Below are 25,050 nucleotides of genomic sequence, written 5' to 3'. Positions count from 1 at the left end.
CGACGGCATGATCTCCGGCGAGCAAGCCATGAAGGCCTTAAGGGCCATGCAGGCCATGAAGGCCATGACGGAGGGCATGCCCGGGCACGGTGGTCACACCGGTCAGCGCATGTTCCGCACGCCGACGACGCGTCCTGCGCGGGGACGACTTCCTCCTCGTCGCGGCCCTCACCACCGACGCCGGTCCCCAGGAGCGCACAGGACCCGAGAGACCGCAGGGCGGATTCTGATCCGGGCGGGCTCGCGCAGCCCTCCGGGACGGATTGACCGCCGTGATCGGCGACCCGGAAAACGGTTCGACGGCTGCGCGGAGTCCTGCCACAGTGACGCAGCATGACGAACGTCGAGCTCGTGACCGCTGCGGACGTGCGGCTGATGCAGGGGCTGGCGCAGCGTGTCACCGCCACCCGCCCCGAACTGGTCAACAGCGACGCGTCGTTCGGCGAGCTGGCCTGGAACTGGGGCAAGGGGTATGCCGGAGAGGGCGGAAGCTGGCGGCGTCGGCTGTGGTTCTCCGGCGGGGAACTGGTGGCGTGGGGCTGGGCGCAGCTTCCGCACCGGGTGAGGCGGAGCGACGGGTCGGTGAAGAACGTCACCGGTGCCTACCTGGCGTACCAGGTCCATCCCGACCACGCCGGGCTGGTCGACGAGGTGATCCACTGGTACGACGGTACGGCGGCGGGAGTCGAGCGCACGGTGGTGCCGAGCGCCGCCGACGGGTTCGCCCTGAAGCGGTGGGCGGCGCACGGCTATGAGACCGACCCGGACTCGCTCGGCGACGCCGGCTCGTGGACCCAGCTCAACGAGCGGGACCTCACCGAGGTGGAACAACCGGTACTGCCGGACGGATTCCGGTTCCGCACCGCCGACGAAGCCGGGCCGAAGGCCGCGGTCCAGGCCCATGTGGACGCCTGGGCTCCCTCGACCTACAGGCTTGAGGGCTACCAGGGCGTCCGCCGGACGGCGCCGTACCGCGGCGACCTGCACATCCTGGTGGAGGCGCCGGACGGGACGATGGCATCCTCCACGATCATGTGGCTCGACGAAGCGAACAGGACTGCCGAGTTCGAGCCGGTCGGCACGCATCCGGACTACCGGCGCCGAGGGCTGGCGAGGGCGATGCTGCTGCACGGGATGCGTCTCGCCCGGGCGGCCGGGGCCACCCGCATGACGGTCGCCTGCCTGGGTGCGCCGGGGCATCACCAGGCGCGCGAGCTGTACTACAGCGTCGGATTCCGGAAGTTCACGCGGGACGCGCCGCTCGTCAAAGCGCGGACCGCGGGCTGAGGACGGACCTGGTCACGGTGTGGGCGAGCCCCGCTCGGCCGGCCTCGGCGCCCGTGTGCGGTGCCGTGCGCCCGCTCGACCACGGTTCGCCGCAACAAGCCGCCGAGTACGGTCGCGGGTGGCGGTGTTCCGATCCCCGTGACGGAACGGGACCCACGCAGCGCTCCCGCGAGGGCTACCGCGCCCCGTACGCCGGCCGCGGCGGCTCCGCCTCCGCCAGCAGCTTCAGCGCCGTCTCGCCCGCCTCGGCGGGGCTCCAGCGAGCGCCCTTGTCAGCGGTCGGGCCGGGGCGCCAGCCCTCCATGACGGTGAGGCGGCCGCCCTCGGCCTCGAAGACGCGGCCGGTCACCCCGGCCGATGCGGCGGAGCCGAGCCAGACCACGAGGGGAGAGACGTTCTCGGGTGCCATGGCGTCGAAACCGCCGACCGTAGGGGCTGCCATGGTGTCGGCGAAGGTCCGCTCGGTCATGCGGGTGCGGGCCGCGGGGGCGATGGCGTTGACCTGCACGCCGTAGCGGCGCATCTCGGCGGCGGCGACCAGGGTCAGGCCGACGATGCCGGCCTTGGCCGCCGAGTAGTTGCCCTGCCCGACGCTGCCGAGAAGCCCGGCGCCGGAGCTGGTGTTGATCACCCGCGCCTCCGGGATGCGGCCTGCCCTCGCCTCGGCCCGCCAGTGTGCGGCGGCGTGCCTCAACGGCAGGAAGTGGCCCTTGAGATGGACGCGCAGGACGGCGTCCCAGTCGTCCTCGTCGAGGTTCACGAGCATGCGGTCGCGCAGGAACCCCGCGTTGTTGACGAGCGTGTCGAGGCGGCCGTACGTGTCCAGGGCGGTGCCCACGAGCGAGGCGGCGCCCTCGGTCGTCGTGATGTCGCCGGTGTGGGCGACCGCTTCCCCGCCCCGTGCCCGGATCTCGTCGGCGACCCGCTGGGCGGGCCCGGCGGTTCCTCCGGTGCCGTCCAGTCCGACGCCGAGGTCGTTGACGACGACCTTGGCGCCCTCGGCGGCGAAGGCGAGGGCGTGCGCGCGGCCGAGCCCGCGGCCCGCTCCGGTGACGGCGACGACGCGTTCGGTGCACAGTCCGGTCATGGTGTCGAAGTCCTTGGGATCGTGGGTCGGTTGTCGGCGGTGGCCGCGTCCAGGAAGGCCGGACGCTCCCCGCCGCCGTGCACCAGGAGGCTGGCTCCGCTGATGTAGGAGGCGCGGTCGGAGGCGAGGAAGACGCAGGCGTCGCCGATGTCCGACGGTTCGGCGAGGCGGCCGAGCGGCACGGTGCGTCCGACGGCCGCGACGCCGTCCTCGTCGCCGTAGTGCAGGTGGGACAGTTCGGTGCGGACCATGCCGAGGACGAGGGTGTTGACCCGGATCCGCGGGGCCCATTCGACGGCCATCGTCCGCGCCAGGTGCTCCAGACCCGCCTTGGCGGCGCCGTACGCCGCCGTGCCGGGGGAGGGGCGGCTGCCGCTGACGCTGCCGATCATCACGATCGACCCGCCGCCGGACTGGTCCCGCATCACGTCGTACGCGGCGAGTGAGGCGGTCAGCGGGGCGAGCAGGTTCAGCTCGACGACACGCGCGTGCCGGGCGGCCCCGCCCTCCTCGAGCATGCGGTACGGGGTACCGCCGGCGTTGTTGACCAGCGTGTCCAGGCGGCCGTGGTCCTCCCGGATCCGGTCGAAGAAGGCGACGGTCGCCTCCCGGTCGCGCAGGTCGACCGGCAGGAACCGGGCCGTGCGCCCGCCCGCCTCGACCGGCTCCTTCGGGGCGCGGCGGGCGCAGGTGACGACCTCGGCCCCCGCCTCCAGCAGGGCGCGGGCGATGCCCGCGCCGACGCCCCGGGTGCCGCCGGTGACGACGGCGACGGCCCCCGACAGCTCGATGACCGATGCCAATGGACACCTCCCGCGGCGCGTGGACCGCTGCTATCTTCACCTAACAAACGTTTGGTGGAAAGGTAGCTGATCCGCCCATGGGTGTCTCCACCTCCGCCCCGGAAGAGGGCGTCGCCGTCGTCACCGTGGACTTCCCGCCCGTCAACGCCCTCCCGGTGCGGGGCTGGTACGACCTGGCCGCCGCGGTCCGCGCCGCCGGGGCCGAACCCGAGGTGCGGTGCGTGGTGCTCACCGCCGCCGGACGCGGCTTCAACGCCGGCGTCGACATCAAGGAACTGCAGCGCAGCACGGACAAGGCGGCCCTCATCGGCGCCAACCGCGGCTGCTTCGAGGCGTTCGCCGCCGTCTACGACTGCGAGGTACCGGTGGTCGCGGCCGTGCACGGCTTCTGCGTGGGCGGCGGCGTCGGCCTGGTCGGCAACGCGGACGCCGTCGTGGCCAGTGACGACGCGACCTTCGGCCTGCCCGAGCTGGACCGGGGCGCGCTCGGCGCGGCCACCCACCTGGCCCGCCTGGTCCCGCAGCACCTGATGCGGACCCTGTACTACACCTCGCGCACCGTCACCGCCGCCGAGCTGCACCGGCACGGATCGGTGTGGCGGGTGGTCCCGCGTGAGCAACTCGACTCGGCGGCTCTTGAGTTGGCTCGTGAGATCGCCGCCAAGGACGGTCGGCTCATCCGTCTGGCCAAGGCGGCGATCAACGGCATCGACCCGGTCGACGTCCGCCGCAGCTACCGCTTCGAGCAGGGCTTCACCTTCGAGGCGAACCTCAGCGGCGTCGCCGACCGCGTACGCGACGCCTTCGGCACCACCGGCGCCTCGGGTACCTCAGGCACCTCAGGGAAGGAGCGGCAGGCGTGACCAGGGACAAGACGATGACCGCCGAGCAGGTCGTCGGCCGTCTCGCCAGCGGCATGACGATCGGCATCGGCGGCTGGGGATCGCGGCGCAAGCCCATGGCGCTGGTACGCGCACTGCTGCGTTCCGACATCACGGACCTCACCGTCGTCTCCTACGGCGGCCCGGACGTCGGCCTCCTCGCCGCGGCCGGCAAGATCCGCACCCTGGTCGCCGCGTTCGCGACCCTGGACTCCATCCCCCTGGAGCCGCACTTCACGGCTGCCCGGCAGCGGGGCGCCGTGGAGCTGGTGGAGCTGGACGAGGCCATGTTCATGGGGGGCCTGACCGCCGCGGCGCACCGGCTGCCCTTCCTGCCGATCCGGGCCGGTCTCGGCTCGGACGTGATGCGGGTCAACACCCACCTGCGCACGGTCACTTCGCCCTACGAGGACGCCGAGGAACTCGTCGCGGTCCCGGCCCTGCGGCTGGACGCGGCCCTGGTGCACCTCAACCGAGCGGACCCGCACGGCAACGCCCAGTACCTGGGCCCCGACCCGTACTTCGACGACCTGTTCTGCCAGGCCGCCGACGCCGCCTACGTCTCCTGCGAGCGGATCGTGGACACCGCGGACCTGCTCAAGGACGCCGTCCCGCAGACCCTGCTGATCACACGGCCGTTCGTGACCGGCGTGGTGGAGACCCCGAACGGCGCGCACTTCACCTCCTGCGTCCCCGACCACGACCGCGACGAGTCCTTCCAGCGTGCCTACGCGCGGGCCGCCCGCGACCCGGAGACCTGGCGGGCGTTCACCGAGCGCTTCCTCGCCGGTGACGAGGACGCCTACCAGGCCGCGGTCGCGGCCTTCCACGAGGAGGAAGCCCGATGACGGTGACCCGCGCCGAGTACTGCGTGGTGGCCTGCGCCGAGGCCTGGCGGGACGCGGGCGAGGTCCTGGCCGCCCCGATGGGCACCGTCCCCGCGATCGGGGCCCGCCTCGCGAAGCTGACCTTCGCGCCCGACCTGCTCCTGACCGACGGCGAGGCGCTGCTGACGGCGGGCGCCCCGGCGGTGGGCGCCGAGGCCGGGGTGGTCGAGGGCTGGCTGCCGTACCGCCGGCACCTGGCCCTGGTGGCCACCGGGCGGCGCCACGTGATGATGGGCGCAGCGCAGATCGACCGGTACGGCAACCAGAACATCTCCTGCATCGGAGACTGGGCCCGGCCGAAGCGGCAGCTGCTGGGCGTGCGCGGCGCCCCGGTCAACACCCTCAACAACCCGACCAGTTACTGGGTCCCGCGGCACTCCAGGCGGGTCTTCGTCGAGCGCGTCGACATGGTGTGCGGTGTCGGCCACGACCGAGCCGCCGAGGCCGGCCCCTCCGCGACCCGCTACCACCACCTCGCGCGCGTCGTCAGCGACCTGGGTGTGTTCGACTTCAACACGCCCGACCGCACGATGCGGCTGCGTTCCCTCCATCCCGGCGTCACCGCCGAGCAGGTCGCCGAGGCCACGGGCTTCACGCTCACGATCCCTGACGACGTGCCCTACACCCGCGAACCCACGGCCGGAGACCTGCGGTTGATCCGTGACGTCATCGACCCGGTGGGCCTGCGCGAGCACGAGGTGCCGGCGGCGTGACCGAGGCGACCATCGGCACTCCGCTGACGAAGCTGGTCGGTGTCCGGCACCCCCTCGTCCAGACGGGCATGGGCTGGGTGGCGGGCCCCCGCCTGGTGTCCGCCACCGCCGACGCCGGAGCCCTCGGCATCCTCGCCTCCGCCACCATGACGGTGGAGCAGCTCCGCTCGGCGGTCCGCCAGGTCAAGTCCCGTACGGACGCGCCGTTCGGGGTCAACCTGCGGGCGGACGCCGGCGACGCGGCCGAGCGGGTCCGGATCATCATCGGCGAGGGAGTGAAGGTGGCGTCCTTCGCGCTCGCGCCCTCGCGGGAGTCGATCGCGCGTCTCAAGGACGCCGGTGTCGTCGTCATCCCGTCCGTCGGCGCCCGGCGGCACGCGGAGAAGGTCGCCGCCTGGGGGGCGGACGCGGTGGTCGTGCAGGGCGGGGAGGGCGGCGGGCACACCGGCAGCGTCGCCACCACCGTGCTGCTCCCGCAGGTCGTGGACGCCGTCGGCATCCCGGTGATCGCGGCGGGTGGCTTCCACGACGGGCGCGGTCTGGTCGCCGCACTCGCCTACGGCGCCGCCGGGATCGCCATGGGCACCCGCTTCCTGCTCACCTCCGACAGCACCGTCCCCGACCCGGTCAAGGCCCGCTACCTGGCCGCCGCCGTCCAGGACGTCACCGTCACCACCAAGGTCGACGGTCTGCCGCACCGGATGCTGCGCAGCGAACTCGTCGACACGCTGGAGCGCTCCGGCCGGGCCGCGTCCCTGTGGCGAGCGGTCCGCCACGCTGCCGCCTTCCGGCGCGACACCGGTATGGGCTGGGCGGCGATGGTCCGCGACGGCCTGGCGATGAAGCACGGCAGGGAACTGACCTGGAGCCAGGTCCTGCTCGCCGCCAACACGCCCATGCTGCTCAAGGCCGCGATGGTCGACGGCCGCACCGACCTCGGCGTGATGGCCTCCGGGCAGGTCGCCGGGGTGATCGACGACCTGCCGTCCTGCGCCGAACTCGTCGACCGCATCATGGCCGAGGCGCATGCCGCGCTGCACCGGCTGACCCACCGGGAGTGAGCCGAGCGGGGCGGTGGGCGGCGGCTCTCGTGTCGTCGATAGCCGCCGCTCCCGTTGTCGCCGGCTCTCAGAGCCGCTCGATGATGGTGACGTTGGCCTGGCCGCCGCCCTCGCACATCGTCTGCAGGCCGTATCGGCCGCCCGTGCGCTCCAGTTCGTGCAGAAGCGTCGTCATGAGCTTGGTGCCGGTGGCGCCCAGCGGGTGGCCGAGCGCGATGGCGCCGCCGTTGACGTTGACCTTGTCCGGGTCGGCGCCGGTCTCCTTCAGCCAGGCCAGCACCACGGGCGCGAACGCCTCGTTGATCTCGACCAGATCGATGTCGTCGAGCGTCATCCCGGACTTCTTCAGTGCGTAAGCCGTGGCCGGGATCGGCGCGGACAGCATCCGGATCGGGTCCTCGCCGCGCACCGAGAGGTGGTGGACGCGGGCGCGCGGGGTCAGGCCGTGTTCCCGCACGGCCCGTTCGCTCGCCAGGAGGATGGCGGAGGCGCCGTCGGAGACCTGGGAGGAGCAGGCGGCGGTGATGCTGCCGCCGTCGATGACCGGCTTCAGCCCGGCCATCTTCTCCAGGCCGGTGTCGCGGCGCGGGCCCTCGTCGGTCGTCACCTCACCGTACGGGACGAGCTCACGGTCGAAGCGGCCCTCGTCGACGGCGCGGATCGCCCGCCGGTGGGAGCGCAGCGCGAACTCCTCCATGGCCCGGCGGGAGATGCCCCACTTCCGGGCGATCATCTCGGCGCCGGCGAACTGGTTGACCGGCCGGTCACCGTACCGGGCGCGCCAGCCCTCGGAGCCGGCGAAGGGGCCCTGGGTCAGGCCGAGCGGCTCGGCGGCCTGGCGGGTGGCGAAGGCGATCGGGACCATCGACATGTTCTGCACGCCGCCCGCGACCACCAGGTCCTGCGTGCCCGACAGCACCGCCTGGGCAGCGAAGTGCACGGCCTGCTGCGAGGAGCCGCATTGCCGGTCCACCGTCACGCCCGGCACCTCCTCGGGCAGGCCGGCGGCCAGCCAGCAGGTCCGGGCGATGTCGCCGGCCTGCGGGCCGACGGTGTCCAGGCAGCCGAGGACGACGTCCTCGACGGCCGCCGGGTCGGCGCCTGAGCGCTCCATCAGCGCCTTCAGCACGTGCGCGCCGAGATCGGCGGGGTGCACGGCGGACAGTCCGCCGCCCCGCCTGCCGACGGGGGTCCGGACCGCTTCGACGATGTACGCCTCGGCCATGGCCACTCCTTCTGAGGCTTCAGGGGACGATTGCCGGAGCCTGCGGGTCGATCCCGCGGCGGGATGCCCTCCCGCACCATCGACGGGTGACGGGCGGGCGATCTCCTCCGGGCCGTGCCGTCCGCCCGGCCGGTGCCATGAGGCGGCGACCCGGACGGTGTCGCCCCGGAAGCGGTACGTGGGCCGGACGTCGAGGTCATGCGGGCCTCACGCGTGCTGGCTGCTGACGGAGACGATCTCGCCGGTCATGTAGGAGGAGTAGCCGGAGGCCAGGAAGACGATCACGTTGGCCACCTCCCACGGCTCGGCGTACCGCCCGAACGCCTCGCGCGCGGTGAGCTCCTGAAGCAACTCGGGGGTGGTCACCTTGACCAGGTGCGGGTGCATGGCGAGGCTCGGCGCGACGGCGTTGACGCGGACACCGAACGCGGCGGCCTCCAGCGCCGCACACCGGGTCAGCGCCATCACGCCCGCCTTGGCGGCGGCGTAGTGCGCCTGCCCCCTCTGCGCTCGCCAGCCGATCACCGAGGAGTTGTTCACGATCACCCCTCCTCCGCCCTCGGCCTTCATCCGGCGCAGTGCGGCACGGGTGCAGCGGAACGTGCCGTTCAGAGTGACGTCGAGGACCTTCTCCCACTGCTCGTACGTCATGTCGACGAGGTCGGCGGTGCCGCCGAGACCGGCGTTGTTGACGACGACGTCCAGCCGCCCGTGCCGTTCCTCGGCGAGGTCGAACAACGCGGCGACCTGCGCCTCGTCGGTGACGTCACAAGGGAGCGCCGCGACGCGGTCCGCGCCGAAGGCGTCGGCCAGCTCCTCCGCGGACTCCTTCAGCCGGCGCGCGTGGGCGTCGGAGACGACGACCCGCGCGCCCTCCTCCAGCAACCGTCGCGCGGTCGCGCCACCGATCCCGGCCCCCGCGGCGGCGGTGACGACGGCACTACGGCCGTTCAGCAACGCGTGGCCGGGCACATACGGCGGCGGTGGGATCACGGGCGGGCCTCCTTCGGCGGGCCGAGGACGCGTTGCCGAGGGCGCGCTCGACGCTGCTCGTGGCGGCTCCGGACGGTCTCGACGGCTGACGTCCCGCACGTTAACCTACCAAACACTTGTTAGGGAAGGAGGGGGTCGGCGATGTCGACTGCCCGGACGGCACGTGGGCGGCGAGTCCCCTGCGAACGCGGCGGCCGCTTCGCCGTGGTCACGACGCACCGCCCGCAGCGGATGGACTCCGTCTCCGGCCCGCACCACCCCGCCCGCACGCGCGAAGCCGAGACCGCCGCCGACTCCCTCTTCGGCACGGGCGTCCGCGTGATGACGAAGGCGGCAGCCTGATGGACCTCTCCTTCTCGCCCTCGGATGACGCCTTCCGCGCCGAGGCCCGCGCCTGGCTCGCCGCCCATGTGCCCGACGCGCCGCTGCCCTCCCTGGAGACGGAGGAGGGCTTCGCGGCGCACCGGGACTGGGAGCGCACGCTGTTCACGGACCGCTGGTCGGTGGTCTCCTGGCCCGAGGAGTACGGCGGCCGGGCCGCCTCCCTCTTCGAGTGGCTGATCTTCGAGGAGGAGTACTACGCGGCCGGGGCCCCCGGGCGGGTCGGCCAGAACGGCATCAACCTGCTGGCCCCGACCCTCTACGAGCACGGCACACCGGAGCAGCGCGCCCGCGTCCTGCCGCCGATGGCGAGCGGCGAGGTCGTCTGGGCCCAGGCCTGGTCCGAGCCGGAGGCCGGATCCGATCTCGCCGCACTGCGTTCGACGGCTCGGCGGACCCACGGCGGCTGGCTGCTGTCCGGCCAGAAGACCTGGTCATCGCGGGCCGCGTTCGCCGACCGCGCCTTCGGCCTGTTCCGCAGCGACCCGCACACGGACAAGCCCCACCAGGGCCTGACCCACCTGATGTTCCCGCTGGACGCGGACGGCGTGACCGTACGCCCCATCGGGCGCCTGGACGGCAAGCCGGCCTTCGCCGAACTCTTCCTCGACGAGGTCTTCGTGCCCGACGAGGACGTCATCGGCGAGCCCGGGCAGGGCTGGCGGGTGGCGATGAGCACGGCCGGCAACGAGCGCGGCCTCACCCTGCGCAGTCCGGGCCGTTTCACGGCCGCCGCCGACCGTCTCACCGCGCTGTGGCGCACCACGGCCGACCCGTCCGACACGGCACTGCGCGACCGGGTCGCCGACGCGGTCGTCGGGGCCCGCGCCTACCGGCTGTTCACGTACGCGAGCGCCTCCCGCCTGGCGGCGGGCGGATCGATCGGCGCGGAGTCGAGTCTGAACAAGGTGTTCTGGTCGGAACTGGACATCGCCCTGCACGAGACCGCCTTGGACCTCCTCGGCCCGTACGGCGAACTCGCCGACGTCGCGGCGGACGCGCCGGCGCACGGCGGCTGGGCCGAGGGTTACACCTTCTCTCTGGCCGGGCCGATCTACGCCGGCACCAACGAGATCCAGCGCGACATCATCGCCGAGCGGCTGCTCGGCCTGCCGAAGGGACGCCGGTGATGCGGTTCCTCCTCGACGAGGAGCAGCGGGAGTTCGCTCGCTCGCTGGACGGCATGCTGACGGTGGCAGGGACCCCGGCTGTCGTCCGCGCCTGGTCGACCGGAGACCACGGTCCCGGGCGGGCACTGTGGGCCCGCGTGGCGAACGCCGGAGTCTTCGCCCTGGCCGTCCCGGAGGAGCACGACGGGCTGAGCGCGCGCCCCGTGGAACTCGCCGTCGCCTTCACCGAGTTGGGGCGACACGCGGTTCCCGGCCCCCTGGTGGAGACGGTGGCCGTGGCCGCGCTCCTCGGCCGCCTGGACGACACGGCTCTGGCCAAGGCCTGGCTGCCTGGCATCGCCTCCGGCGAGACCGCCGCCTCGCTGTGCCTGCTGACGCCCGACAGCCCGTACGCCCTGGACGCGGACGCCGCCGACGCCGTCTTCGTCGTGACCGAGGACACCCTGCGCGTGGCGGAGTCGGCGGGGCCCGTCCAGCCGTCGGCCGACCCGGCGCGCCGACTGGCCCGCCCGCTCGGCGGAACCGTCCTGGCCCGGGGCCCGTCGGTGCGGATGGCCGCCGCCCACGCCGCCGACATCGCGTCCCTGGCCGTCGCCGCCCAGGCCCTGGGCCTCGGCCGGGCCCTGCTCGACCGCACGGTCGACCACGTGAAGCAGCGCACCCAGTTCGGCCGCCCGATCGGGGCATTCCAGGCGGTGAAGCACCGCCTGGCCGACGTACTGATCGCGCTGGAATTCGCGCAGCCGCTGGTGTACGCCGCGGCCCTTTCCCTGACAGAGGGCGGGCCGGACACCCATCGCGCCGTCGCGGCGGCGAAGCTGGCGGCGGGCGAGGCTGCCTACGGTGCCGCCCGCGCGGCCCTGCAATGCCACGGTGCCCTCGGCTACACAGGGGATCTGGACCTGTCCCTGTGGATCCGCAAGGCCCGCGCCCTGCGCACCGCCTGGGGAACGCCGGCGGACTGCCGCGCGCGCGTGCTCCAGGACTGACGGGCGGCGGCGTCCATGTCTGCATCGTCCTCAACCTGCTGCGCCGACTCGGAGGGCCGACCGGCACCAGCATCCACGGACGGGACGGCGCCGGGGAGCTCAGCCGGGCCCTGGCGGCACGCGGAGCAACAGCACCTCCGCTGGCCTGGCAGGGCTGCGCGCAGGGCGAAGCCCCGTAGTGGTTCCTTCTGAGGGGGCCGCCGCGCCTGACGTCATCCCTCTTGCCCGGCACGCCACGCCGCAGGCCAGGCCGCGGCCTCCGCGGGATTTCAATAGGCTTGCATGGTCAGCAGGTCGCGTGCCTCCGGGAACGCCGAGCCACCGCCACGAACGCCGTCATGCCGGTCACCGGCCACGGTCAGGACCCGCGGCAGGACATCGGCGACCGAGTACACGGTGGTGTCCAGTGGTGGAGAAGCGGATGAAGGAGCTCAGCGCAAGCCACGACGATCCGTTCGCCCCGCACCTCGCTGCCTCGGCGGTGCTCGACGACCGGGGAGCAGTGGTCGGATGGAACCGGCGGGCTCAGGACCTGCTCGGCTACCCGGACACCGCCGTGATCGGTCGTCCGGCGTTCGAGGTCCTTGTCGATCCTCGTGACCGGCCGGCTGTCACCGAGGCCGCCGCGAACTGCCGCAGTGCCGGTTGCTGGGTCGGCGTGCTCAGACTGCGCCACTGTGACGGGCGGCTCGTGGAGCTCGGGCTCAGGGCTCATGAGCTGTCCCGCGATGGCCGGGTCCGTGAGTGGTTCCTTGCCGGGGCACGCGCGGATGACGTCCTCGAATGGCAAAGGGACCGCGCGGTTCTCGCCGGGTTGTACCGCCAGTGCCCGATCGGCTTGGTCGTCCACGGCCCCGACCTGAGGATTCTCCGGGTCAACCGCGCCGTCGAACGGTTCAGCGGCGTCCCGGCAGCGGATTTTCGGGGGCTGCCCACCGGGCGGATGCTCCTCCCCGACGACGCGCGCAAGGCTGTGGACCGGGTGCGCCAGGTGATGGACACCGGAAGGCCCCTGGTCTACTCCGAGCAGTTCGCTCGCCTGGAGCAGGATCCGGCACGCGAGCGGGTCGCGTTGGTGTCGTCCTTCCGGATGGAAGACCCCTCGGGCCGCGTCCTGGGTGTGGCCGAGATGATCGAGGACATCACCGAACGCCATCGGGCCCAGCGTCGGCTCGCCCTTCTCGACCAGGCCGGCAGCCGTATCGGAACCACTCTCGACGTGGCCGAGACCGCCCGGGAACTCGCCGAGATGATGGTGCCTCACCTCGCCGACCACGCGTCCGTGGACCTGCTTCAGCCGGTCACGCGCGGTGAGGAACCGACGCGCGCCCTTGCGGGGCCCGTGGTCCGACTGGGGACCTGCGGCGTCGGTGCCCAGCACCCCAGCCCGCCCCACCCCCACGGTGACCCCGTGGAGTTCGGGCCCGACACGCCGCAGGCCGCATGCCTGGCCGAGGGACGGCCCGTCCTGGAGCCGGTTGTCCCGCCCGGCTGGTTCTCGGCGGAAGACCGTCGGGGTGCCCACGCTCCGGATCCGGGCTCTCACTCCCTGATCGTGGTGCCTCTTGCCGCGCGTGGCCTGGTGCTCGGTGTGATGACCCTGTGGCGCTCCCATCGCCCCGATGCCTTCGAGGCGGACGATCTCACCCTCGCCCAGGAACTCGCCTCGCGCGCCGCCGTCGCCATCGACAACGCCCGGCGCTTCACCCAGCAGCAGCAGACCGCGTTCGCCTTGCAGAGCAGCCTCCTGCCCCGGGCGGTTCCGGCCCAGTCGGCCGTCGAGGTGGCCCTGCGGTACCTGCCGGCCAGCGCCGGCCCGGGTCTGGGCGGCGACTGGTTCGACGTCATTCCCCTGTCCGGGGCCCGGGTCGCGCTCGTCGTCGGCGACGTGGTGGGTCGCGGCATCCACGCCGCGGCGACCATGGGCCGGCTGCGCACCGCCGTCCACACCCTCGCCAGTCTCGACCTGGAACCGGACGAGGTCCTCTCCCGCCTTGACGACCTGGTCGATCTGCTGGCGGCCGAACAGGAGGCAGTCGGCGAACGGCCCGTGGGGGAGCAGGTCGTCGGCGCCACCTGCCTGTACGCCGTGTACGACCCGGTCTCCGGACGCTGTTCCGTGGCCCGCGCCGGGCATCCGCCGCTCGTGGTGACCGCTCCGGATGGTCAGGTGTCTCTCCTCGACCTGCCCGCATGCCCACCGCTCGGCCTGGGCGGCCTGCCGTTCGAGGCCCGGGACATCGAACTGGCCGAGGGAAGTCTGCTGTGCCTGTACACCAACGGAATCATCGGCGAACGCCACCTCGATGCCGACGTCGGCCTGACGAAGCTGTGTGCAGCGCTCACCCACCCCGCGGGCGCGCTGGAACGCACGTGCCAAGCGGTGGTCGACGCCCTTGTGCCCTCGCGCCCCAGCGACGATGTCGTACTGCTGATCGCCCGCACGCGCATGCTGCCGTCGGACGATGTCGCCTCCTGGCTACTGCCGCCGGGGCCCACCAGCGCCGCCCGGGCCAGGGCGCTGACCACGGCCAAGCTGACCGAGTGGGGTCTGGAGCACCTGGCGTTCACCACCGAGTTGATCGCCAGCGAACTGGTCACCAACGTCTACCGCTCCGCCGACGGTCCTGCGACCCTGCGGTTGATCCGCGAGCGGTGTCTGATGTGCGAGGTCAGCGACACCAGCCACACCTCACCACACCTGCGCCAAGCCCGCACGACCGACGAGGGCGGGCGGGGCCTGTTCCTGGTGGCCCAGATGACCGAACGCTGGGGTACCCGCTACACCCGGGAGGGCAAGACCGTGTGGACCGAACAACCGCTGACCGGCACGCCCGTCTGACCGTCTTCGCGGCCAGCGCGGGAGGCCGCCCGGAGCCGGCCCGCCCACGCCGCCGTGGTCACTCGGCCGTGGCGAGCAGCCGTGCCTCGCTCTCCTCGTACAGGCGCCGGTGCTCACGGCTGTCGGCGGCGCGACGCCGGTGGTCGAGGCGGCTGCCCAGCCAGCCTGCGAGGTAGCCGAACGGAATGGAGACCAGTCCGGTGGTCTGCATGGGGAACAGGTCGAAGTCGGCATTCGGGAAGACGGCGGACGGCGTGCCCGAAACGGCCTTCGAGAAGACCATGAGCAGCAGGGCGCCGGCCGCGCCGCCGTAGAGGGTGGCGAGCAGGCCGGTGCGCGTGAATCCTCGCCAGAACAGGGCACCATACCGACTGGTTGGGATGTCGGTAAGCCCGCCGTGGGTCACGTCTGCGCATCGAAGTCCAGGGACCGTGCCACTGAAAGCCGGTCATGATGACCCCTTCGCCCCGACGGGCCGGGTCCTGGCCTCTCCCCGCTGCAGGCGCCACGAGAGGGTGGGTGTCACTGACCGCCGGGCCTCGCGCGCGTCGGCCCTGTGAGGGGCGGTGTCCCTGACGTGGTTGGCCTCGTGCGAACCGGACAGCGGTACCTTCGACCTCAACCTGATCAACAACGAGGTCTTCTTCGCGAATACCGCCTACGACTACATGGTCATCGAGGAGTTGTCCGCGGAACTGCCCAAGAACCTGGCAGACCCCGCCCGCCGGAAGACCTGGATGGCGGAGTTCCTCACCCGCCGGGGTGCGCTCACCGATCCCGACGGCTGGCTGGGCAGTGGTCGCTCGGTCCGGACGGTCCTCCCGTCGCGGGCGTGACGGGTGACCCACCGCCCGGACGGCTGGGCCAACAGGAACAGGCCGCCTCGGCCCTCGTCGGCCGCTGCGGGCCCTGGCACGGGCGGGGGAGGTGCTGCGAGTGTGGGGGACCTCGCGGGTGAGGTCCCCGTCGGCCCGGGTCGACCAGAAGGAGGGGGAAGCAGGCCGGAGCCCGTCCTACTCCTGCTCGGGAACGGCCAAAAGAGCTGCCCAGTGATCTCCTTGCTGCGTGTTACGGCGCCCTGGGCCCGATACGAGACCCGGCTGCCGAACACCGGCGTGGATGGCTCCGGGGCATCACACTGACATCGCACCTGCGCGACGTGTCGAAGGAGAGCTGGGGTACCAGTGGGAGACACCCATCCGCTGTGGAGGGCGCCTGACCGGCATCCTGCCTGGTCAGGCGCCCTCCTTCTGTGTCTAGAAGAAGCCCAGCTTCTTCGGCGAGTAGCTCACCAGCAGGTTCTTCGTCTGCTGGTAGTGCTCCAGCATCATCTTGTGCGTCTCGCGTCCGATCCCGGACTGCTTGTATCCGCCGAACGCGGCGTGTGCCGGGTAGGCGTGGTAGCAGTTCGTCCAGACGCGGCCGGCCTGGATCGCCCGGCCCGCGCGGTACGCCGTGTTGATGTCCCGGGTCCACACTCCGGCCCCGAGGCCGTACGACGTGTCGTTCGCGATCTTGATGGCGTCGTCGAAGTCGTCGAAGGAGGCCACCGAGACGACCGGTCCGAAGATCTCCTCCTGGAAGATCCGCATACGGTTGTCGCCCTCGAAGACGGTCGGCTGAACGTAGTAGCCGCCCTTCAACTCGCCGTCGTATTCGGCGCGTTCACCGCCCGTGAGGACCTTGGCGCCCTCCTGCCGGCCGATGTCGATGTAGGAGAGGATCTTCGCGAGCTGCTCGCCGGACGCCTGGGCGCCGATCATCGTGTCGGTGTCGAGGGGGTGACCGGGCTTGATCAGCTCGGTGCGGGCGACGGCGGCCTGGAGGAAGTCGCCGTAGTTGCCGCGCTGGATCAGGCCGCGGGACGGACAGGTGCACACCTCGCCCTGGTTCAGCGCGAACATCGTGAAGCCTTCGAGGGCCTTGTCGCGCAGGTCGTCGTCCTTCTCCCACACGTCGTCGAAGAAGATGTTCGGCGACTTGCCGCCCAGTTCCAGCGTGACCGGCTTCAGATTCTCCGCGGCGTACCGCATGATCAGCCGGCCGGTCGACGTCTCGCCCGTGAACGCGACCTTCGCCACCCGCGGGCTGGACGCGAGCGGCTTGCCCGCCTCCTCGCCAAAACCGTTGACGATGTTCAGCACGCCCGGCGGCAGCAGGTCCGCGACCAGGCTCATCCAGTAGTGCAGCGACACCGGGGTCTGCTCGGCGGGCTTGATGACGACGGCGTTGCCCGCCGCGAGGGCCGGCGCGAGCTTCCACGCCGCCATCAGGATCGGGAAGTTCCACGGGATGATCTGCGCGACCACACCGAGCGGCTCGTGGAAGTGGTAGGCCACGGTGTCGTCGTCGACCTCGCTGAGCGCCCCCTCCTGCGCGCGGACCGCACCGGCGAAGTAGCGGAAGTGGTCGATGGCCAGCGGAATGTCCGCCGCCAGCGTCTCACGGACCGGCTTGCCGTTCTCCCAGCTCTCGGCCACCGCCAGCGGCTCCAGGTACGCCTCCATGCGGTCGGCGATCTTCAGCAGGATGTCGGAGCGCTCGGTCGCCGACGTCCGGCCCCAGGCGGGCGCGGCGGCGTGCGCCGCGTCCAGCGCCCGCTCCACGTCCTCCGCCGTCCCGCGTGCCACCTCCGTGAACGGCTGCCCGTTCACCGGAGACGGGTTCTCGAAGTACTGCCCCCGCGCCGGGGGCACGTACTCGCCGCCGATGAAGTGGTCGTAGCGCGCCTGGTAGGAGACGATCGCGCCCTCGGTTCCGGGCGCCGCGTAACGGGTCATGGTGGCCTGCCTCCTTCAGCAGCGCTGCCCGCCGTTGGGCAGCTCTCCGCCGGAGGCTAGGGAAGCGGACGTTGCAGGGACGTTGCGGTGGGGGTGGTGGCCGCGGTGGTGTGGTGGCGGCCGGTCTACCGGCGGGACCATCCGTCCGGCACCGCCAGCTCCGACTCCAGTGCTCTCAGCCGGGCCCGGACCGCCGCCGTCGGGCGCGCCGCCGCCAGCGCCCGCCAGACGTCGAGGTCGTCCTCACCCCACGGCGCGTGCACCCAGTCCGCCAGCAGGTCGGGGTCACCGCGGGCGATCAGCGCGGCGCGCAGGCCGTCGGCCAGGCGACCCCGAAGCCGCGCCACAGCCGGCGCCTGCGACGCCGGCAGCAGCGGTCCGGCGTACGCCGTCACGGCGGCCGTGACCGCCCCGGCCGCCAGCCGCCGTTCCACGACGGCGACGTCCGACTCGACGGGAACGGTGAGCCGGTAGGGACGCGAGGCCAGCAGCCCCGGCCCGAGGATCCCGCGCAACCGGGCGAGTTCGGCCCTCAGGGTCACCGGCGTCACCGACTCGTCCTCGTACAGCGCGCACATCAGCTCGTCACCGGTCATGCCCTCCGGGTGACGGGCCAGCAGGACCAGGATCTCGCTGTGCCGGCGGCTGAGGCGCAGCCCGCGGCCACCGGTGGTGAAGTGCGCCTCGTCCCGGCCCAGCACGGTCAGCTCCGGCACGGCGGTGCCCGGCCGTTCGGGGGCGAGCAGCGCGAGGTGGGACTCGGCGGCCCGGGCGACCGCTTGGACGAAGCCGAGACTGTGGGGATGGGCCAGCCCGTCCCCGCCGGTGATGTCGACCGCGCCCAGCACCCGCCCGGTCCGCGGATCGTGCACCGGAGCCGCCGCGCACGTCCACGGCTGCACCCGCCGGATGAAGTGCTCGGCCGCGAACACCTGTACCGGCCGGTCCACGGCGACCGCCGTACCCGGTGCGTTCGTCCCGACCGCGCTCTCCGCCCACCGCGCGCCCGGCACGAAGTTCATCCGCCCCGCCTTCCGCCGCGTCGCGGGATGGCCCTCGACCCACAGCAGCCTGCCGTGCGCGTCGCACACCGCCAGGAGGTGTTCCCCGTCGGCGGCGAACGTGCCCATGAGCTCACGGAACAGCGGCATCACCCGCGCCAGCGGATGCTCCGCCCGGTAGGCGCCGAGGTCACCGTCCGTCAGCTCCACACTCGCCGTGCCGTCGGGGCCGACGCCGGCCCGCGCCGATCGCCGCCACGAGTCGGCCACCACGGCCCGCACCGGCCGCGGGACCGTGCCCGCGACGGTGAACGTCTCGTGCGCCCGCCGCAGTATCCGTACACGCTCGGCAGGGTCGGCCCCCGGCTCCAGGGCCACCCAGGGATCGGTCAACTCGGCCTCCCGGAAGGCGATGCGGCTGGGGACATCGTCACTCCGGGTGTGGACGCCGACAACCGTTTGGACGGGCCTCACCCGAAAGGGGGTCCGGTTCTGCGCGCCCCCCTCCGGTCGATTGCCCGGCAGGCGGACTCGACGAGTCTCAGGGCGATCAGCCCTCAGGCGGCCTCGACCAGTCTCATGTAGCGGGTCCGGTCCCAGTTGTCGCCGGGATCGGTGGGGTCCGTGCCCGGCACCTCGTGGTGGCCGATGATGTGGGCGCGGTCCCTGGGGATGCCGTACCGGTCGCAGACGGATGCCGTCAGCCGGGCCGACCGCTCGTAGAGGGCTTCGGTGAAACAGTCCGGCCGGTCCACCCACCCTTCGTGTTCGATGCCGATGCTGCGCGTGGTGTACCTCCAGTTCCCCGCGTGCCAGGCGACGTCGGACTCCCGCACGCACTGCGCCACATGACCGTCGGCGGAACGCACGACGTAGTGCGCGGACACCTTCTTCCGCGGGTTCTGGAAGACGGCCAGGGCCTGGGCGTAAGCGGTCTGCGAGACGTGGATGACGACGCGGTCGATGGGGTGGAGCCGGGGCCGGTTCGACGTCGTGCAGGTGGAGGGCGTCGCAGGCTGCCATTCGGCGAGGGGGTGGTCGACGGCCGCGGTCCGCGCGCCGGCCCGGGCGTCGGAGAGGAACGCGTAGGGCACAGCGGCGAGGGCCGCGCCCTTCAGGATCCGCCGCCTGCCCGGCAGGGGGCTTGCTCGTTCCACGGGTGCTGCCTTTCGGAATGAGGCCTGCGGGGTTCGCCGACCCAGGCGGCCGTACGACGGAGCGCCGACGAACCTGCTTCGTCCACTGGTTACCGCTTCCGCTACCGGGGGCTCAGCCCCGCAGCAGCGCCGCGGTCTCCCGCAGCCGCGCGTGCAGTCCGCGGTGTGTCTCGCGAGCCGGGAGCCACTCCTTTCGGATCTTGGCCACGCACGTGTAGTTGGTGTCGCACACGTTGGCCAGTGGCGACTCGACGGCTTGCGTTGCGAACTGGTACGCGTCCAGCTCGCTGAACCCGTAGTCGCGCACCAGCCACTGCACCAGGTCGAGCTGGGATATGCGGAACGCGTCCTCCAACGGCCGGGCCGAACCGGTCGAGACGATGTGCGTGTCCGACTCGATGCGCGGCCAGGGCGTGGCCAGGCCTTTGAGCAGTTCGACGATCACCACCGTGTCCATCGCGCACTCCACGGCGACCCCGCAGGTCTCGCCCTCACCCTGACGGGCGTGCCCGTCGCCGAGACTCAGCAGCGCACCCTGGACGTTCACCCCGAGATAGCAGGTGACTCCGGCCCGCATCTCGGGCGTGTCCATGTTGCCGCCGTGCGCGTCGGGCACCAGGGCCGACCGCACTTCCAGGTTGGCCGGTGCCACGCCGACCGTGCCGTGCATCGGGTCGAGGGGCAGCTCGGCTTCGATGTCGCTGTCGTGGGCCCGGAACAGCGCCGTACGTCGGGCACGGTCCAACTGCCAGATCCACACTTTCTCCGGGAGAGGGGGCTGCAACCCGGCCGTGGTGTGGGTCGACGTCAGCGCGCCGAAGAGGGGGACCGTGGTCGACGCGGCCCAGTCACGCGCGGGTTCGATCGACACGAAGTGCACCGCCACCGTGTCGCCCGGCTCCGCTCCCTCGATGTGGAAGGGCCCGGTCTGCGGATTGAGGAAGGGGAACTCGCAGACCTCCGACACCAGATCCTTCTCGGAGCGCACCCGCCCCGCGAAGCAGTCCTCCGTGTACAGGTCGAGGACCGTCCCGGGCGCGATGCGCGCGACGGGCGGCGCGCCGCCGAACGTCCAGGCGTAGTCGCCCGCTCGGGCCGCACGGTCAGGATGCGCGGATCGCTCATGCTGCACAGCTCCGTTCTGGAAGGCCGTTGGAGCCGGGGACGCCGAGGCCGGCGTGACCGGTTGCGGGAATGCGTCCGGCACGAGAGTGCAGGAGGCGTCCGCGTGGATCACGTTACGGCGCTTGCCGGAGCGGCAGAAGCAACCGTCGGGTCCGGTGGACGAGCCGGCGACTGTGGACAACTCGCTCACCCGAAGGGGGAGTTCCGGACCTCAGCGACGGTCGAGCCCGAGTCGTACGGATTCCCGGCACCCTGACCGCCGTCCGGTGGCAGACCTGCCCACCCGGCCGCCTCACCGGGACCTTCGTGCATCGGCTCGTCCGCTCGTCCGCTCGTCCGCTCGTCCGCTCGTCGGACGACCGGGGCCGTCCGCCCGCTCGCCAGGCCCACCACAATGGCCGGTCCGCCCATCTGACCGCGCGCGACGTCCCTGCCCCGCCGCCGAGGTCCGGGAAGCACCGGCATCAGCCGCGCTCCGCCACCACCGCCGGATCGTCCAGCACGCTCCGCACCACGGAGTGCGCCGCCCCGAGCAAGGGCCCCTCCGGGCCCAGGCGCGACACGGACACCGGGCAGGGCGGCCCCGCCGTGCGCCGGGCGAGTTCGGCCTCGAGCGACGGCAGCAGCCAGGGCGCGAGGCCGGCCAGGGCGCCGCCGAGTACGACGCCCTCGGGGTCCAGCAGATTGAGCGCCCCGGTCAGGGCGACGCCGAGCGCGGTTCCCGCCTCGCGCAGGGCCAGTCGTACGTCCTCGTCGCCGTCCGCCGCGCGGCCCGCGAGCAGTCCGACGCGGTCCTCGCCCGGCTCGAGGCCGGCCGCGCGCAGCACCGCCTCCTCGCCGGCGTACTGCTCCAGGCAGCCGCGCCCGCCACACACGCACTGCGGCCCGTCGGGATGGACCGGCACGTGGCCCAGCTCGCCCGCGAAGCCGCGGGTGCCGCGGAGCAGGCTGCCGTCCACGACCAGCGCGGCGCCGATGCCGATCTCGGCCGACACGTGCAGGAAGTCCCGCGGGGTGTCCGCCCCGAGCCACAGTTCGGCGAGTCCGCCGAAGTTGGCCTCGTTGTCCACGAGCAGCGGGAACTCCGCGGGCAGCAGCACGCCCAGGTCGACGTCGTGCCAGTCGAGGTTGGGGGCGCGGACGACGGTGCGGGCGTCGCGGGCCACCAGACCGGGGACGGCGACGGCAAGACCGGCCGGCCACAGGCCTTCGCCCTGCGCCTCCGTGACGACCTCGCGCACCAGCCGGGAGAGTTCTTCGATCACGGGTTCGGGGGAGCGGCCCCGGTTCGTGCCGTGCCGTTCGGCGCGCGCCCGCACCTCGCCGCGCAGGTCCACGGCGCAGACCGCGAGGTGGTCGACACCGATCTCGGCGCCTATCCCGGCCGGACCGCGCCCGCTGACGGCGAGCGCCGACCCGGGCCGGCCCACCCGGCCGGGGCGCTCGGGGCCCAGCTCCTCCAGCAGGCCGGTGCGTATGAGTTCGTCGACGAGGGTGGACACCGCCGCTCGGGTCAGGCCGATGCGCGAGGCGACCGCTGCCCGGGAGAGCGGTCCCTCGGAGCTGACGGCGTGCATCACCCGGGACAGGTTGCGGCGGCGCATGCCCTGTTGCGTGTCGGGGAGCGCGCGCCCGGGGCCGGTCGGGCGAGCCTCGTGCGGCGGTGCGGTCATGCCTCCGTCGATTCCTAGTGCGCGTGCGTGCCCCGCTCCAGCAGCGGGGCCGCGTCGGAGAGTACCCCGGCAATCCTGGACAGGGCCGCCTCGTCCCGTTCCACGGCGTCGAGGACCGGGCCGCGCGTGGTGTTCCAGCGCCGGGCCACGGCCGCCGGGTCCTCGCCGGTCAGCAGCCCGGCCGCCTGTGCCGCGGCCCCCAGCGCGACCAGCTCCCTGGCCTCGGGGATCTGCACCGGTCGGCCGGACAGCCGGCGTACGGTCTGCTGCCAGGCCGTGCCGCGCGCGCCGCCGCCGATCAGCAGCAGCGGGGCCGAGCGGTCCGCGTCCTCGTCGAGGACCAGGTCGAGCGCGCCGAGCAGGGAGTGCACGGCACCGTCGTAGGCGGCCTGCAGGAGCTGGCCGGCGGTGGTGTCGTGGCGCAGGCCGTGCAGCAGGCCGGAGGCCCGCGGCAGGTTCGGGGTGCGTTCGCCGTCCAGGTAGGGCAGGAGGGTGAGGTCCGCGGTGGGTTCGACGGCCTCGCGGTCGACGCCCAGCAGGGCCGCGACACGGTCGACGGCGAGCGTGCAGTTCAGGGTGCAGGCCAGCGGCAGCCAGTCGCCGTGGGCGTCGGCGAAGCCGGCCACCGTGCCGGTCGGGTCGGTGGGGCGCCGCCTCGACACCGCGTACACCGTGCCCGAGGTGCCCAGACTCAGCACCGGAGTGCCGGGGCGCAGGCCGAGCCCCAGAGCGGCCGCGGCGTTGTCGCCGGTGCCCGGAGCGACCAGGGTGCCCCTGGAGAACGGCAGGTCGTGGCTGTCACGCACGGTGCCCGCGACCTCGCCGGGCCGCACCACGCGCGGCAGCAGCGCCGGGTCGAGCCCCACGTGGGCGAGGATGTCGTCGTCGTACGCCTCGGGGCCGGACGCCCACCAGCCGGTGCCGGAGGCGTCGCCCCGGTCGGTCGTGCCCTCGCCCGTCAGCCGCTCGGTGAGGTAGTCGTGGGGGAGCCGGACGGCCTTCGTGGCGCGCAGGGCCTCCGGCTCGTTCTCGGCCAGCCAGGCCCACTTGGTGACGGTGAAGGAGGCGGCCGGGACGGACCCGGTGCGTTCCGCCCAGAACTTCGCGCCGCCGAGTTCCTCGGTCAGCCGGCGCGCCTGCGGGGCCGAGCGGACGTCGTTCCACAGCAGCGCCGGCCGTACCGGTTCGCCGTGCTCGTCCAGCGTCACGAGCCCGTGCTGCTGCCCGCCGATCGACACCGCGGCGGCCTCGTGGGCCGCGTCACCGCACTGGCGCAGCGCCTCACACAGGGCGTCCCACCACTGGCACGGGTCGCTTTCCCGGCCGGCGCCGGACGACACCGTGTGCGGCGCCTGGCCGCTCGCGACGACCTGACCGGTGGCCGCGTCGACGACCAGCACCTTGGTGGACTGGGTGGATGTGTCCACGCCGACGACGAGCGGACCCTCGGCTGCTGACATCGGGCTCTCCCTAAGTTTTTCCGCGGCTCTGCGGGATCTGTCTTCCCAGAGATGCGTCCGCATACTAATTTGTAAACGGCCATGACGAAATAGTCTGCAAGCAAGGAGCCGCGGCATGAGCTACCAGCCCACCCCCGACGACAGGTTCACCTTCGGTCTGTGGACCGTCGGCTGGCAGGGACGGGACCCGTTCGGGGACGCCACGCGGCGCGCCCTGGACCCGGTCGAGACGGTGCAGCGTCTGAGCGAGCTGGGCGCGTACGGCGTGACCTTCCACGACGACGACCTCATCCCCTTCGGATCCTCCGACACCGAGCGCGAGGCGCACGTCAAGCGCTTCCGGCAGGCTCTGGACGCCACCGGCATGACCGTGCCGATGGCCACCACCAACCTCTTCACGCACCCGGTCTTCAAGGACGGCGCGTTCACCGCCAACGACCGCGACGTGCGCCGTTACGCCCTGCGCAAGACGATCCGCAACGTCGACCTGGCCGTCGAGCTCGGCGCGAAGACCTACGTCGCCTGGGGCGGCCGTGAGGGCGCGGAGTCCGGTGCCGCCAAGGACGTGCGCGTGGCCCTCGACCGCATGAAGGAGGCCTTCGACCTCCTCGGCGAGTACGTCACCTCGCAGGGCTACGACCTGCGCTTCGCCATCGAGCCCAAGCCGAACGAGCCGCGCGGCGACATCCTCCTGCCCACCGTCGGCCACGCGCTGGCGTTCATCGAGCGCCTGGAGCGCCCGGAGCTGTACGGCGTCAACCCGGAGGTCGGCCACGAGCAGATGGCGGGCCTGAACTTCCCGCACGGCATCGCCCAGGCGCTGTGGGCGGGCAAGCTCTTCCACATCGACCTCAACGGCCAGTCCGGCATCAAGTACGACCAGGACCTGCGCTTCGGCGCCGGCGACCTGCGCTCCGCGTTCTGGCTGGTCGACCTCCTGGAGAGCGCCGGCTACACCGGCCCGCGCCACTTCGACTTCAAGCCGCCGCGCACCGAGGACCTGGACGGCGTGTGGGCGTCGGCCGCGGGCTGCATGCGCAACTATCTGATCCTGAAGGAGCGTGCCGCCGCCTTCCGCAACGACCCCGAGGTCCAGCAGGCCCTGCGCGACGCCCGCCTGGACCAGCTGGCCCAGCCCACCGCCGCCGACGGCCTGGAGGCCCTGCTGGCCGACCGCTCCGCCTTCGAGGACTTCGACGTCGAGGCGGCCGCCGCCCGTGGCATGGCCTTCGAGCGCCTCGACCAGCTGGCCATGGACCACCTGCTCGGCGCCCGAGGCTGACCGCGGCACGCACGCGCGCGTGGGTGCGGCCCGGCACGGCCCTGGAGCCTGCCGCCGCATGCACCCGCGCGCGTGGCCACACCCGCGCGCGTGGCCGTGCCGTGCGCTCACACGGAACGCTGTGCCCGCAGGCGCGTTGCAGGCGACGGGCACACGTGCGGTGCAGGCGGCCGACGCGGCGCGATCACCCTCGCGGGTCGCACGTCGCCCATGGTGTCCGAGGGCCGCGGGGTCGGGCACCAACCCACGCGCGCGTGCCGAGCCGCACGCACGTCGCGTTTCCGGTCTTCGCC

21 protein-coding genes and 1 pseudogene are annotated in these 25,050 nt (G+C 72.8%); 11 read left to right on the top strand and 11 right to left on the bottom strand.

What is annotated here, in order from left to right; genetic code table 11:
* Positions 1–333 precede the first annotated feature (333 nt).
* The gene (locus ACIHAR_RS26575; protein WP_400022278.1) at positions 334–1,287 is read left to right on the top strand and encodes a GNAT family N-acetyltransferase; all 954 of its coding nucleotides are present in this window, start codon (positions 334–336) and stop codon (positions 1,285–1,287) included.
* Positions 1,288–1,462: 175 nt separating this feature from the next.
* Here ACIHAR_RS26575 and ACIHAR_RS26570 read toward each other — a convergent pair whose 3' ends face one another.
* Together ACIHAR_RS26570 and ACIHAR_RS26565 are read right to left on the bottom strand one after the other, a co-directional pair.
* Positions 1,463–2,374: an SDR family oxidoreductase gene (locus tag ACIHAR_RS26570; protein ID WP_400022277.1), complete on the bottom strand. Its 912-nt coding sequence runs from the start codon at positions 2,372–2,374 to the stop codon at positions 1,463–1,465.
* Entirely contained in the window at positions 2,371–3,177 is an 807-nt protein-coding gene (locus ACIHAR_RS26565) for an SDR family oxidoreductase (protein ID WP_400022276.1), read from the bottom strand. Before ACIHAR_RS26565 ends, ACIHAR_RS26570 begins: the two co-directional genes overlap by 4 nt.
* Before the next feature lie 77 nt (positions 3,178–3,254).
* Here ACIHAR_RS26565 and ACIHAR_RS26560 point away from each other — a divergent pair, with 77 nt between their 5' ends.
* The 4 genes from ACIHAR_RS26560 to ACIHAR_RS26545 are packed head-to-tail and all read left to right on the top strand — an operon-like array spanning position 3,255 to position 6,719.
* Positions 3,255–4,040, top strand: a complete 786-nt coding sequence (locus tag ACIHAR_RS26560; RefSeq protein WP_365467094.1) for an enoyl-CoA hydratase family protein — start codon at positions 3,255–3,257, stop codon at positions 4,038–4,040.
* Positions 4,041–4,054: 14 nt separating this feature from the next.
* The gene (locus ACIHAR_RS26555) at positions 4,055–4,906 is read left to right on the top strand and encodes a CoA-transferase (RefSeq protein ID WP_365467117.1); all 852 of its coding nucleotides are present in this window, start codon (positions 4,055–4,057) and stop codon (positions 4,904–4,906) included.
* Positions 4,903–5,658 carry a CoA-transferase subunit beta gene (locus ACIHAR_RS26550; protein WP_400022275.1) on the top strand — a complete coding sequence of 252 codons (756 nt, stop codon included), beginning with the start codon at positions 4,903–4,905 and terminating at the stop codon, positions 5,656–5,658. The genes ACIHAR_RS26555 and ACIHAR_RS26550 overlap by 4 nt, the downstream gene beginning before the upstream one ends.
* Before the next feature lie 11 nt (positions 5,659–5,669).
* Positions 5,670–6,719: an NAD(P)H-dependent flavin oxidoreductase gene (locus ACIHAR_RS26545; RefSeq protein ID WP_400022291.1), complete on the top strand. Its 1,050-nt coding sequence runs from the start codon at positions 5,670–5,672 to the stop codon at positions 6,717–6,719.
* A gap of 67 nt (positions 6,720–6,786) precedes the next feature.
* Here ACIHAR_RS26545 and ACIHAR_RS26540 read toward each other — a convergent pair whose 3' ends face one another.
* Both ACIHAR_RS26540 and ACIHAR_RS26535 read right to left on the bottom strand, forming a co-directional pair.
* The gene (locus ACIHAR_RS26540) at positions 6,787–7,944 is read right to left on the bottom strand and encodes an acetyl-CoA C-acetyltransferase (RefSeq protein WP_400022274.1); all 1,158 of its coding nucleotides are present in this window, start codon (positions 7,942–7,944) and stop codon (positions 6,787–6,789) included.
* A 207-nt stretch (positions 7,945–8,151) separates the two neighbouring features.
* Complete coding sequence (locus tag ACIHAR_RS26535; protein ID WP_400022290.1) at positions 8,152–8,934, bottom strand: SDR family oxidoreductase; 783 nt, start codon at positions 8,932–8,934, stop codon at positions 8,152–8,154.
* A 144-nt stretch (positions 8,935–9,078) separates the two neighbouring features.
* On the opposite strand from ACIHAR_RS26535, the gene ACIHAR_RS26530 reads away from it, so the two are divergent.
* The 4 genes from ACIHAR_RS26530 (at position 9,079) to ACIHAR_RS26515 (ending at position 14,279) form a co-directional block, all read left to right on the top strand.
* A complete protein-coding gene (locus ACIHAR_RS26530) occupies positions 9,079–9,279 on the top strand; it encodes a hypothetical protein (protein WP_400022273.1) in 201 nt (66 codons plus the stop codon).
* The gene (locus ACIHAR_RS26525; RefSeq protein ID WP_400022272.1) at positions 9,279–10,448 is read left to right on the top strand and encodes an acyl-CoA dehydrogenase family protein; all 1,170 of its coding nucleotides are present in this window, start codon (positions 9,279–9,281) and stop codon (positions 10,446–10,448) included. The genes ACIHAR_RS26530 and ACIHAR_RS26525 overlap by 1 nt, the downstream gene beginning before the upstream one ends.
* Positions 10,448–11,437: an acyl-CoA dehydrogenase family protein gene (locus ACIHAR_RS26520; RefSeq protein ID WP_400022271.1), complete on the top strand. Its 990-nt coding sequence runs from the start codon at positions 10,448–10,450 to the stop codon at positions 11,435–11,437. The genes ACIHAR_RS26525 and ACIHAR_RS26520 overlap by 1 nt, the downstream gene beginning before the upstream one ends.
* Before the next feature lie 421 nt (positions 11,438–11,858).
* Positions 11,859–14,279: a SpoIIE family protein phosphatase gene (locus tag ACIHAR_RS26515; protein WP_400022270.1), complete on the top strand. Its 2,421-nt coding sequence runs from the start codon at positions 11,859–11,861 to the stop codon at positions 14,277–14,279.
* 58 nt (positions 14,280–14,337) lie between these two features.
* Here ACIHAR_RS26515 and ACIHAR_RS26510 read toward each other — a convergent pair whose 3' ends face one another.
* Positions 14,338–14,685: a hypothetical protein gene (locus ACIHAR_RS26510; RefSeq protein WP_400022269.1), complete on the bottom strand. Its 348-nt coding sequence runs from the start codon at positions 14,683–14,685 to the stop codon at positions 14,338–14,340.
* Positions 14,686–14,845: 160 nt separating this feature from the next.
* Here ACIHAR_RS26510 and ACIHAR_RS26505 point away from each other — a divergent pair, with 160 nt between their 5' ends.
* On the top strand, positions 14,846–15,115 hold the full coding sequence (locus tag ACIHAR_RS26505) for a hypothetical protein (protein ID WP_400022268.1): 270 nt from the start codon (positions 14,846–14,848) through the stop codon (positions 15,113–15,115).
* 420 nt (positions 15,116–15,535) lie between these two features.
* Here the strand turns inward: ACIHAR_RS26505 and ACIHAR_RS26500 are convergent, their stop codons facing one another.
* The 6 genes and pseudogenes from ACIHAR_RS26500 to xylB form a co-directional block, all read right to left on the bottom strand.
* On the bottom strand, positions 15,536–17,059 hold the full coding sequence (locus ACIHAR_RS26500) for an aldehyde dehydrogenase family protein (RefSeq protein ID WP_388754021.1): 1,524 nt from the start codon (positions 17,057–17,059) through the stop codon (positions 15,536–15,538).
* 125 nt (positions 17,060–17,184) lie between these two features.
* A complete protein-coding gene (locus ACIHAR_RS26495) occupies positions 17,185–18,453 on the bottom strand; it encodes a GAF domain-containing protein (RefSeq protein WP_400022267.1) in 1,269 nt (422 codons plus the stop codon).
* A gap of 164 nt (positions 18,454–18,617) precedes the next feature.
* The gene (locus tag ACIHAR_RS26490; RefSeq protein WP_400022266.1) at positions 18,618–19,217 is read right to left on the bottom strand and encodes an N-acetylmuramoyl-L-alanine amidase; all 600 of its coding nucleotides are present in this window, start codon (positions 19,215–19,217) and stop codon (positions 18,618–18,620) included.
* A 112-nt stretch (positions 19,218–19,329) separates the two neighbouring features.
* Positions 19,330–20,342: pseudogene (locus ACIHAR_RS26485) on the bottom strand (acetamidase/formamidase family protein).
* A 464-nt stretch (positions 20,343–20,806) separates the two neighbouring features.
* A complete protein-coding gene (locus ACIHAR_RS26480; RefSeq protein WP_400022265.1) occupies positions 20,807–22,015 on the bottom strand; it encodes an ROK family protein in 1,209 nt (402 codons plus the stop codon).
* 14 nt (positions 22,016–22,029) lie between these two features.
* Complete coding sequence (gene xylB / locus ACIHAR_RS26475) at positions 22,030–23,475, bottom strand: xylulokinase (RefSeq protein ID WP_400022264.1); 1,446 nt, start codon at positions 23,473–23,475, stop codon at positions 22,030–22,032.
* A gap of 115 nt (positions 23,476–23,590) precedes the next feature.
* Here xylB and xylA point away from each other — a divergent pair, with 115 nt between their 5' ends.
* On the top strand, positions 23,591–24,757 hold the full coding sequence (gene xylA, locus ACIHAR_RS26470; protein WP_365467058.1) for a xylose isomerase: 1,167 nt from the start codon (positions 23,591–23,593) through the stop codon (positions 24,755–24,757).
* Positions 24,758–25,050 lie beyond the last annotated feature (293 nt).

This window comes from Streptomyces sp. NPDC052016 (assembly GCF_044548445.1).
Taxonomy (GTDB): domain Bacteria; phylum Actinomycetota; class Actinomycetes; order Streptomycetales; family Streptomycetaceae; genus Streptomyces.
The sequence above is the reverse complement of the archived record's forward strand: the minus strand, read 5'-3'. Positions and strand labels throughout refer to the sequence as shown.

Bases quoted from the DNA above. Each gene is read 5' to 3' on its own strand.
- ACIHAR_RS26560 (WP_365467094.1), top strand. From the start codon at position 3,255: ATGGGTGTCTCCACCTCCGCCCCGGAAGAGGGCGTCGCCGTCGTCACC.
- ACIHAR_RS26515 (WP_400022270.1), top strand. From the start codon at position 11,859: ATGAAGGAGCTCAGCGCAAGCCACGACGATCCGTTCGCCCCGCACCTC.
- ACIHAR_RS26525 (WP_400022272.1), top strand. From the start codon at position 9,279: ATGGACCTCTCCTTCTCGCCCTCGGATGACGCCTTCCGCGCCGAGGCC.
- ACIHAR_RS26550 (WP_400022275.1), top strand. From the start codon at position 4,903: ATGACGGTGACCCGCGCCGAGTACTGCGTGGTGGCCTGCGCCGAGGCC.
- ACIHAR_RS26530 (WP_400022273.1), top strand. From the start codon at position 9,079: ATGTCGACTGCCCGGACGGCACGTGGGCGGCGAGTCCCCTGCGAACGC.
- ACIHAR_RS26480 (WP_400022265.1), bottom strand. From the start codon at position 22,015: ATGACCGCACCGCCGCACGAGGCTCGCCCGACCGGCCCCGGGCGCGCG.
- ACIHAR_RS26500 (WP_388754021.1), bottom strand. From the start codon at position 17,059: ATGACCCGTTACGCGGCGCCCGGAACCGAGGGCGCGATCGTCTCCTAC.
- ACIHAR_RS26540 (WP_400022274.1), bottom strand. From the start codon at position 7,944: ATGGCCGAGGCGTACATCGTCGAAGCGGTCCGGACCCCCGTCGGCAGG.
- ACIHAR_RS26555 (WP_365467117.1), top strand. From the start codon at position 4,055: ATGACCGCCGAGCAGGTCGTCGGCCGTCTCGCCAGCGGCATGACGATC.
- xylB (WP_400022264.1), bottom strand. From the start codon at position 23,475: ATGTCAGCAGCCGAGGGTCCGCTCGTCGTCGGCGTGGACACATCCACC.
- ACIHAR_RS26520 (WP_400022271.1), top strand. From the start codon at position 10,448: ATGCGGTTCCTCCTCGACGAGGAGCAGCGGGAGTTCGCTCGCTCGCTG.
- ACIHAR_RS26575 (WP_400022278.1), top strand. From the start codon at position 334: ATGACGAACGTCGAGCTCGTGACCGCTGCGGACGTGCGGCTGATGCAG.
- ACIHAR_RS26570 (WP_400022277.1), bottom strand. From the start codon at position 2,374: ATGACCGGACTGTGCACCGAACGCGTCGTCGCCGTCACCGGAGCGGGC.
- xylA (WP_365467058.1), top strand. From the start codon at position 23,591: ATGAGCTACCAGCCCACCCCCGACGACAGGTTCACCTTCGGTCTGTGG.